Raw genomic sequence first — 9,365 nt, 5'->3', positions numbered from 1 at the left:
GTGCGGGGCGCCGCCCGCCTCTACGCCAAGGGTGGTGCGGCCGGCATCTACTACGGCCTCGGCGTCACCGAGCACAGCCAGGGCTCGACCATGGTGATGGGCATGGCCAACATCGCCATGGCCACCGGCAACATCGGCATGCTGGGCGCGGGCGTGAACCCGCTGCGCGGCCAGAACAACGTGCAGGGCTCCTGCGACATGGGCTCGTTCCCGCACGAGCTGCCGGGCTACCGCCACGTCTCCGACGACGCCACCCGCGAGAGCTTCGAGTCCCTCTGGGGCGCCAAGCTCGACAACGCGCCGGGTCTGCGCATCACCAACATGCTCGACGAGGCCGTCGATGGCGCCTTCAAGGGGATGTACATCCAGGGCGAGGACATCGCCCAGTCCGACCCCGACACGCACCACGTCACCGCGGGCCTGATGGCGATGGAGTGCATCGTCGTGCAGGACCTGTTCCTGAACGAGACCGCCAAGTACGCCCACGTCTTCCTCCCCGGGGCCTCGTTCCTGGAGAAGGACGGCACCTTCACCAACGCCGAGCGCCGCATCTCGCGCGTCCGCAAGGTGATGGCCCCGATGGGCGGCTACGGCGACTGGGAGGGCACGGTGCTGCTCTCGAACGCGCTCGGCTACCCGATGAACTACAGCCACCCGTCCGAGATCATGGACGAGATCGCCGCGCTGACCCCGAGCTTCACCGGCGTGTCCTACGCCAAGCTGGAGGAGCTGGGTTCCGTGCAGTGGCCCTGCAACGAGCAGGCGCCGCTCGGCACCCCGATGATGCACGTGGACCGCTTCGTCCGCGGCAAGGGCCGGTTCATGATCACCGAGTTCGTGCCGACCGAGGAGCGCACGGGGGCGAAGTTCCCGCTCATCCTCACCACGGGCCGCATCCTCTCCCAGTACAATGTCGGCGCGCAGACGCGGCGCACCCACAATTCGCGCTGGCACGAGGAGGACGTGCTGGAGATCCACCCCTTCGACGCGGAGCTGCGCGGCATCGTGGACGGCGACCTCGTCGCCCTGGAGAGCCGCTCGGGCGACATCGCGCTGAAGGCCCGGGTCTCCGAGCGGATGCAGCCGGGCGTGGTCTACACGACCTTCCACCACGCCAAGACCGGCGCCAACGTCATCACCACCGACTACTCGGACTGGGCGACCAACTGCCCCGAGTACAAGGTCACGGCGGTGCAGGTGCGGCGCACCAACCGGCCGTCCGACTGGCAGGCGAAGTTCTACGAGGAGGATTTCTCGCTGACGCGCATCGCCCAGTCCCTCAAGGCGGCGGAGTAAACCCGGATGAGCGCCCTCACGCAGGCGGACAAGCTCGTCCGCATGGCCAACCAGATCGCCGCCTTCTTCCGGTCCTACCCGGAGGAGGAGGCGGTCGCCGGCATCGACAAGCACATCCGGGCCTTCTGGACGCCGAAGATGATCGCCAATCTGGAGACCGCCCTGCCCGAGCAGGGCGAGCGGGTCGACGACCTCGTGGTCCGGGCCCTCACCGGTGAGGCGCCGCGGGCCGAGAGCCCCGTGCGGGCCGCCACCCGCGACCCGCAGCTCCTCGGCGCGGGCGCCAGCGACGCGGGCTGACGCCCGCGCGCACCGCGCGAACCACCGCCGCGATCCGGATCCCGCGGGCCGGGCCCAGGTGAGATCCGCACGCCGAGGGACCTCCGGTTGAGGGCCGGAGCCCGCCGGACTACCTTGGCGTCGCCGCCCGCCCGCGTGCCGCCCGGAACGTCCCGTGATCGACAAGCTCGACTTCCTGCTCGCCCTCGCCCGCGAGCAGCATTTCGGTCACGCCGCCGAGGTCTGCGGGGTGACCCAGCAGACCCTCTCGGCCGGGGTCAAGCAGCTCGAGAACCGCTTCGGCGTGCAGCTCGTGCTGCGCGGCTCGCGCTTCCAGGGCTTCACGCCGGAGGGCGAGCGGGTGCTCGAATGGGCGCGCCGGATCGTGGCCGACGCCCGCGCCATGCACGAGGACGTCTCCGCGCTCCGCAAGGGGCTGACCGGGCATCTGCGCATCGCCGCGATCCCGACCGCGCTGCCGATGGTGGCGAGCCTGACGACCCCCTACCGCGCGCGCCATCCCGACGTGCGGCTCACCGTCGAGTCCACCACCTCGGCCGACATCTTCTCGCTGATCGAGAACCTGGAGGCCGATGCGGGCCTGACCTACCTCGACAACGAGCCGCTCGGCCGGGTCATCGCCGTGCCCCTCTACCGCGAGCGCTACCGCCTGCTCACCGCGGCGGGCGGTCCCTACGACGACCGCGCCTCGGTGACCTGGGCGGAGATCGGCCGCATCCCGCTCTGCCTGCTCACGCCCAACATGCAGAACCGGCGCATCATCGACCTGCAGATCCGCGCGGCGGGCCAGGAGCCCTCGACCACACTCGAATCGAACTCGATGATCGTGCTGATGACCCATGTGCGCACCCTGCGCTGGGCGAGCGTGCTGCCGGCGATCCTCACCGATGCGCTAGGCCCCATGGAGGGCGTGCGGTCGATCCCGATCACCGGGCCGGTCCTGGAGCACACGATCGGCCTCGTGGCGGCCAAGCGCGAGCCCTCGACCCCGATGGTCACCGCCCTCGTGGCCATCGCGCGCGGCCTGACCCGGACCCTCGATCCGACGCTCGACGGCACGGTCTACGGGCTGCCGCAGGAGCTGTGAGGTCGGGGCTCGAACGAAGAGAGCCGCCCCGTGCCCGGAGCGGCTCTGGAAAGCGTCTGGAGAAGAAGCCCGATTACTTGATCTTGGCTTCCTTGAACTCGACGTGCTTGCGCGCGACGGGATCGTACTTGCGCATCGTCAGCTTCTCGGTCTGCGTGCGCGAGTTCTTCTTGGTGACGTAGAAGTAGCCCGTGTCCGCGGTGGAGATGAGCTTGATCTTGACGGTGACGGCCTTGGCCATGGGGCGGCGCTCCTGAGCTTCGCGGCATTCCGCGTAAGCGAAACGCGAAAACGAAAAGGGCCGGGCTTTGCCCCCGGCCGAATACGCGCGGGTCAATGCCCGATCCGGCCCTCGCGGTCAAGACCCACAGGGTTCTGCGGAGCCCCTACAGGGCCACCCGCTCCCGCTTTCCGTGGCGCTCGTAGTGGAACGGGATCTGCCGATAGGGCGCGAAGCCGGCGGCGATCTGGGCCTCCAGCTCGTCCAGCATCGTCCGGGTGATGAAGGGCAGGTCGAGCTTGCGCGCCGCGTCGAGGCGCAGCCATTCGAGCTCGACGAGTTCCGCGTCCGGCCCGATCCGGCCGGGCTCCTCGGCCGCGACGGCGCCGCGCGCCGCGGTGAAGAAGCGGGTATCGAAGCGCCGCACGCGCTTCGGCGGCGTGATCGCCCGGGCGACGAGGTGGAGCGCCTCCAGATCCGGCAGCACGCCGTGCCGGCCGAACGCCTCCCAGCCCTGCGGCACCGTCTCGGGCGGGCCGTACGCGGTGGTGCCGACGACGAGGCCGGTCTCCTCAAAGGTCTCGCGGATCGCCGCGAGCGCCAGCATCCGGCCCAGATCCTGCGGTGGGCGCGAGACCTGCCGCGCGAGCGCGGCCTCGGCGTAGTCCGGCAGCGCGTTCGCCACCGGCATGCGCCGGTCGCTGGGCTCCGTGCGGCCGCCCGGGAACACGAACCGGCCTGGCATGAAGGCGAGGCCGGGGTTGCGCCGGCCCATCAGCACGCGGAGGCCGCCGCGGCGGCGATCGACGAGGATCAGCGTGGCGGCGTCGCGCGGGCGCAGCGACCGCGCGCCGGCCGCCGGGGGCGCCTCCGCCGTCTCAGGCGCGGCCGAGTCCGGCCCGCCCGTGTCCGCCCTGTCCGGCGCCGCTCTGTCCAATGGCTGGGTCCCCCTCCGTCGCGGAGCGCACTCCGGGTAGCCCGGCGAAGCCGTGCAAGCCAAGCGCGTATTGCAGCCCGACCACCGCCCCCTTCACCGGCTGGAGCAGCCCGAGCGCCAGCCCGAGCGTGACGAGCGGCCAGAAGCTGAGCTGGAACCACAGCGGCACGTCGTAGCCCATCTCAAGCTCCAGGATCAGATAGCCGACGAGATGGGCGACGATGAAGATCACGAGGTAGGGCGGCAGGTCGTCGGCCCGGTGATGGTGCAGTTCCAGCCCGCAGGCCTCGCAGGCGGGCCGCACCTTGAGGAAGCGGCCGAAGATCCTGCCCTCCCCGCAATGCGGGCAGCGCCCGAGGAAGCCCCGGCCCATCGCCCGGATCAGGCCCGTGCGGGCGGGCTGGCCGGCAACGGTCGGATCACTCGCACTCATCGCCGCCTCACATCTTCCGCCCGGCCGTGTGGAACGCGGGCCCTGGACCTCGGGACCGATACCGGGGACAGGCGCGATATGGGACCCGATCCATGCCCAGGGAACGGACGGGTCCTGCGCCCTACTGTCCCCGCCGCGCCTGCGCGGCGAAGCGCACCGCCTCCTCCGCCGCCCGGAACAGGGCTTTGGCCTTGTTGACGCATTCCTGCTGCTCGGAGGCCGGGTCGGAATCGTAGACGATGCCCGCCCCTGCCTGGACGTGCATGCGCCCGTCCTTCACGATGGCGGTGCGCAGCACGATGCAGGTGTCCATCTCGCCGCGCGCACCGAAATAGCCGATGCAGCCGCCGTAGGGCCCGCGCTTCTCGCGCTCCAGCTCGTCGATGATCTCCATCGCCCGCACCTTCGGCGCGCCCGAGACCGTGCCGGCGGGAAAGCCCGCCGCCAGTGCCGAGAGTGCGTCGTGGGCGGGATCGATCGCGCCCTCGACGTTCGAGACGATGTGCATCACCTGGCTGTAGTATTCGAGGAAGAACGAGTCCGTGACCCGCACGCTGCCGATGCGGGAGACCCGGCCGACGTCGTTGCGGCCGAGATCGAGCAGCATCAGGTGCTCGGAGCGCTCCTTCGGGTCGGCCAGAAGCTCCTCGGCGAGCGCCCGATCCTCGGCGGGGGTGGCGCCGCGGCGACGCGTGCCGGCAATCGGCCGGATCGTCACCGTTCCGTCCCGCAGCCGCACCAGGATCTCGGGGCTGGAGCAGACGATCTGGAAGGCCTCGAAATCGAGGTAGCACAGGAACGGCGCCGGGTTGGTGCGCCGCAGGGAGCGATAGAGTGCGAAGGCCGGCAGCGTGAACGGCGCCTCGAAGCGCTGCGACAGCACCACCTGGAAGATGTCGCCCGCGACGATGTATTCCTTCGCCTTCGCCACCATCGCCGCGTAGGCGTCCGGCGGCGTGTTCGAGACCGGCTCGGGCGGCGCCACCTCGGCGAGGTCGATCCGTGCCTCGATCGGCAGCGGGCCCTCGAGCGCCGCCGCCACTCGGTCGAGCCGGGCGAGGGCGTCCTCGTAGGCCGCGCGGGCGGGCACGCCGTCGGTCGGCCGCACCGGGCAGACCACGGTGATCAGGTCGCGCACCGCGTCGAACACCACCATGGCGCGCGGGCGGATCATCACCGCGTCCGGCACGCCGAGCGGGTCGGGGTTCGGCTCGGGCAGCCGCTCCATCGCCCGCACCATGTCGTAGCCGAGATAGCCGAACAGGCCGGCGGCCATCGGCGGCAGGTCCGCGCTCCCGCCCTCATCCGCCTCCGCGATCGCGCTCTCCGCGATCAGCGCCCGCAGGCTCGCCAGCGGCGCCCGCGCGTCGGGCTCGAACCGGGTGAGGTCGGGCCCGTGCGTCCGCTCCGGCCGGCCGTCGCGGCAGCGCCAGATCAGGTCGGGATCGAGACCGATCATGGAGTAGCGCCCGCGCACGGCGCCGCCCTCGACGGATTCGAGCAGGAAGGCCGGGCCCGCGTGCCCGGCCCGCAGCTTCAGGAAGGCGGCGACCGGGGTCTCCAGGTCGGCCACCAGGGTCAGGCTGAGGAGCGCCGGGCGGCCCGCCTCGTAGGCCGCCCGGACGGCGTCGAAGTCGCTCGGATCCGACATCAGTACTCGCCGCCGATCGCCCGGCGCAAAGCCGCCTGGTTGACGCTGACGCCCGCGCTCCGCTGCACCTCGGCGATGTAGGCACCCAGCACGTCGTCGGCGATCGCCGTGCGGAAGTTGCCCTCCACGGTCTTGTCGCTCGGGCTGCCCGGCACGTAGGCCGGCATCGTCGCCTGCGTGACCTTGAACACGGCGCGGTTCTCGCCGCTTTGAGCCGAGCCCGCCTTGCCGACATTCGTGGCGAAGACGCGCGCCACCACGTCGGCGGTGAGCTGGTCCTTCGGCTGGTTGCGGGCGATGTCCTCGGCCGTGTGCGGATTGAGGCCGGTCTCCGTGGCCAGCGCCTCGAGGGTCTCGCCCTTGTCGAGGCGCTCGGCGAGCTCCCGGCCCTTGGACTGGAGGCGCTTCTCGACCTCGGCGCTGCGCCAGCCGGCGGCGACCGCGTCGCGGACCTGGTCGAGGGGCTTGTCGTGGGCGGCGTCGACCTTCGTGACGTCGTACCAGACGTAGCCGCCGGCCTTGGTGCGCAGGGGCTCGTTGTCGCCGCCGATCTCGGCGCGGAACAGGGCCGGCAGGGTCGTGTCCGCCTCCGGGATGCCCGCGACCTTCTCGCCTGCCGGGTCGCGGCCCTGCGCGTCGACGGCCGGCACGGCGACGAGGGCGAGCCCGCGCTCCCGCGCGATGTCGGCGAGCGGCTTGGCGCTCGCGCGCTCGTCCTCGACGGCGTCGTGGGTCTTGTCGATGCCCTCGCGGGCGCGGGTCAGGGCGACCTGCCGGCGGATCTCGCCCTCGACCTCGCTGATCGGCTTCACCGTGCCGGGCTCGATCGCCGTGACGTCGAGGAGCACCGTGCCGAAGCGGCCCTTCACCGGCTGGCTGACCTTGCCCTGCTCCAGCGCGAAGGCGGCGTCCGCCACGGCCGGGTCGAACAGCTCGGCCTTGGTCAGGGTGCCCAGCACCAGATCCTTGTCGTCGGTGCCGCGTTCCTTGGCCACCGCCTCGAAGCTCTTCTCGCCGGACTCGATCGCCTTGCGGGCCTCCTCGGCCGAAGCCTCGTCGGGGAAGACGATCTGCCGGATGGTGCGGCGCTCCGGCTTGCCGAACGTGCCCTTCTGGGCGTCGTAGATCTTCTGCACCTCCTCGGCCGAGACGGCGTCGGGCTTGGCCAAGGCCTCGGGGTCGAGCACCAGCAGGTTCACGGCGCGGGTCTCGGGTGCGCGATAGGCCGCCTTGTTGGTCTCGTAATAGGCCTTCAGGTCGTCCTCGCCCGGGGCCGGGATCTCGCCCGCCACCGAGGGGGTGAGGATGAGGTAGGCGGCCCCGCGCCGCTCCGTCGCGTAGCGGTGCACCGCCTCGCGCATCGCCTGGGGCACCGGAAGCTCCGCCGAGACCGCCTCGGCGAGCTGGAGGCGGGCGATGACGGCGCGCTGCTCGCGCACGAAGAGCTGCTCGTTCAGGCCGGCCCGCTGCAGGGTCTGGTAGAACAGCGTCCGGTCGAAGCGGCCTTCCGCGTTCTGGAAGCTCTTCTCGTCCTGGATCGCCCGGAGCACGGCGGCGTCCGACACGGCGAGGCCGAGGTCGTGCGTCTTCTGGTCGAGGGCGGCCTCGGTGACGAGCTGCTGCAGCACCTGCCGCTCGATGCCGAGCGCGCGCGCCTGGTCCGGCGTGATGTTGCGGCGGAACTGCGCCTGGAAGCGCTGGAGCTGGTTCTGGTAGGCGCTGCGCACGGCTTCCGCGCCGATCTGCGTCTTGCCGACGGTGGCGACCGTGGTGCTGGAGCCGCCGCGGAAGAACTCCTCGACGCCGAAGATGCCCACGCCCGCGATCAGCAGGGTGAAGATGATCGTCAGGACGATCTTGCCGAGCCAGTGCTGGCTGGCGTCGCGAATGTTCTGGAGCATCGTCGTCCCGCGTCCGCCCCGCGCCCGTGGGCCGCGGGGGCCGTCATGCCTCTGCGCGTCTGCGTTCGCAGAGGCGCGTTTGCATTCGCGATAGCCCATCCGCGGGCGCCTCGCCAAGTTACCGATCAAGTTACCGATCGAAGCGGCGACGCCGGCCGCGCCGTCGTCACCGGACCGGTTTGCGCGCCCAAGCTTGCTCTGCTAGGCCCGCCCCATCCGGGCGGCACGACACGATCGAGGGAACGGGCATGGCGGGTTCGGGGCGGCGTCCTCTGGTTGCGGGCAACTGGAAGATGAACGGCACGCGCGCCTCGCTCGCGACCGTCGAGGGGATCCGCGACGGGCTCTCGCCGGCGCTGCTCGAGAAGATCGACGTGCTGATCTGCCCGCCCGCGACGCTCATCAGCTCGTGCGTGGCCGCGACCTACGGCTCGCCCATCGCCATCGGCGGCCAGAACCTGCACGCCCGCCCAAGCGGGGCCTTCACCGGCTCGATCTCGGCGGAGATGCTGGCCGACCTCGGCGCCAAATACGTCATCGTCGGCCATTCCGAGCGGCGCGCCTACCACCACGAGACCGACGACGGCGTGCACGCCAAGGCGCTCGGCGCCCGGCGCGCGGGCCTGTGCGGCATCATCTGCGTCGGCGAGACCATGGAGGAGCGCGAGCAGGGCCGCGCGCTCAGCATCGTGCGGGCCCAGCTCGCCATCGGCATCCCGAAGGGCGCGACCGCCCAGGACACGGTGATCGCCTACGAGCCGGTCTGGGCGATCGGCTCCGGCCGCACCCCGACGCCCGCCGAGATCGCCGAGGTCCACGCGTCCCTGCGCGAGATGCTCGACAAGCTCGTCGGCGAGGAGGCGGCCAAGATCCGCATCCTCTACGGCGGCTCGGTCAAGCCCGGCAACGCCCGCGAGCTGATGGCGGTCGAGAACGTCGACGGCGCGCTGGTCGGCGGGGCGAGCCTCGTGGCCGAGGATTTCCTGGGCATCTGCAACGCCTACGCCTGAGGGCCTCCTCGTCCGGTCTCGGCCCGCTTCCTGTTGGCGCGCGCCCGCTTCTGGTGTATGGCCCGGCCGATTGTGCGGGCGGCGCGCTGGAGCACCGGCCGGCGGCGCGCCCGCCTCTGATCCCTGAGCATCGCGAGCGTTCTCGGGATCGGCGCCAGACAGGTAAGACCCCGGAATCCCGATGCAGACCGTCCTGATCGTCGTCCACCTCATCATCGTGCTCGCGCTGATCGGCGTCGTGCTGCTGCAGCGCTCCGAGGGCGGCCTCGGGCTCGGCGGCGGCGGGGGCGGCGGCGTCTCCGGCTTCATGACCGGCCGCGGCCAGGCCAACGCGCTCACCCGCGCCACCGCGATCCTGGCCGCCCTGTTCTTCGTCACCAGCATGACGCTCGCCGTGATGTCGCACCGCGCCGCCGGCCCGCGCTCGATCCTCGACGGCGCCGGCACGAGCCAGCCGGCGCGCCAGCAGCCGGGCGGGGCCGACAACCTGCTCGACACCCTGCGCCAGCAGCAGAACCAGGGCACGGCCC

At 71.5% G+C, this 9,365-nt stretch carries 10 protein-coding genes; 5 read left to right on the top strand and 5 right to left on the bottom strand.

The annotated features are described in order from the left end of the window. From AX737_RS09865 to AX737_RS09855, 3 genes are all read left to right on the top strand, one after another. On the top strand, window positions 1–1,296 hold a 1,296-nt coding region (locus AX737_RS09865), incomplete at its 5' end, for a molybdopterin-dependent oxidoreductase (RefSeq protein WP_156453623.1). Window positions 1,297–1,302: 6 nt separating this feature from the next. Further along, a complete protein-coding gene (locus AX737_RS09860) occupies window positions 1,303–1,596 on the top strand; it encodes a formate dehydrogenase subunit delta (protein ID WP_066920957.1) in 294 nt (97 codons plus the stop codon). Between the two features lie 154 nt (window positions 1,597–1,750). Beyond that, a complete protein-coding gene (locus AX737_RS09855) occupies window positions 1,751–2,683 on the top strand; it encodes a LysR family transcriptional regulator (protein ID WP_066920955.1) in 933 nt (310 codons plus the stop codon). Between the two features lie 73 nt (window positions 2,684–2,756). Here AX737_RS09855 and rpmG read toward each other — a convergent pair whose 3' ends face one another. The 5 genes from rpmG to AX737_RS09830 all read right to left on the bottom strand — a co-directional run bounded on the left by rpmG (window position 2,757) and on the right by AX737_RS09830 (window position 7,825). Continuing rightward, window positions 2,757–2,924, bottom strand: a complete 168-nt coding sequence (gene rpmG, locus AX737_RS09850) for a 50S ribosomal protein L33 (protein WP_066920953.1) — start codon at window positions 2,922–2,924, stop codon at window positions 2,757–2,759. 145 nt (window positions 2,925–3,069) lie between these two features. Continuing rightward, window positions 3,070–3,744 carry an NUDIX domain-containing protein gene (locus AX737_RS09845; protein WP_238231955.1) on the bottom strand — a complete coding sequence of 225 codons (675 nt, stop codon included), beginning with the start codon at window positions 3,742–3,744 and terminating at the stop codon, window positions 3,070–3,072. Window positions 3,745–3,781: 37 nt separating this feature from the next. Then, complete coding sequence (locus AX737_RS09840; protein WP_066920949.1) at window positions 3,782–4,273, bottom strand: DUF983 domain-containing protein; 492 nt, start codon at window positions 4,271–4,273, stop codon at window positions 3,782–3,784. 121 nt (window positions 4,274–4,394) lie between these two features. After that, complete coding sequence (gene trpE / locus AX737_RS09835) at window positions 4,395–5,924, bottom strand: anthranilate synthase component I (protein ID WP_066920947.1); 1,530 nt, start codon at window positions 5,922–5,924, stop codon at window positions 4,395–4,397. Continuing rightward, entirely contained in the window at window positions 5,924–7,825 is a 1,902-nt protein-coding gene (locus AX737_RS09830; protein WP_066920945.1) for a peptidylprolyl isomerase, read from the bottom strand. Before AX737_RS09830 ends, trpE begins: the two co-directional genes overlap by 1 nt. 248 nt (window positions 7,826–8,073) lie before the next feature. Between AX737_RS09830 and tpiA the strand changes: the two genes are divergently transcribed. Next, window positions 8,074–8,835: a triose-phosphate isomerase gene (tpiA, locus tag AX737_RS09825; RefSeq protein WP_066920943.1), complete on the top strand. Its 762-nt coding sequence runs from the start codon at window positions 8,074–8,076 to the stop codon at window positions 8,833–8,835. A gap of 181 nt (window positions 8,836–9,016) precedes the next feature. Then, on the top strand, window positions 9,017–9,365 hold a 349-nt coding region (secG, locus tag AX737_RS09820; RefSeq protein ID WP_066920941.1), incomplete at its 3' end, for a preprotein translocase subunit SecG.

The sequence above is a fragment of the Methylobacterium sp. CCH5-D2 genome, from assembly GCF_001556475.1.
In the GTDB taxonomy this organism is placed as follows: domain Bacteria; phylum Pseudomonadota; class Alphaproteobacteria; order Rhizobiales; family Beijerinckiaceae; genus Methylobacterium; species Methylobacterium hispanicum.
This window is presented reverse-complemented; position numbering and strand designations above follow the sequence as displayed.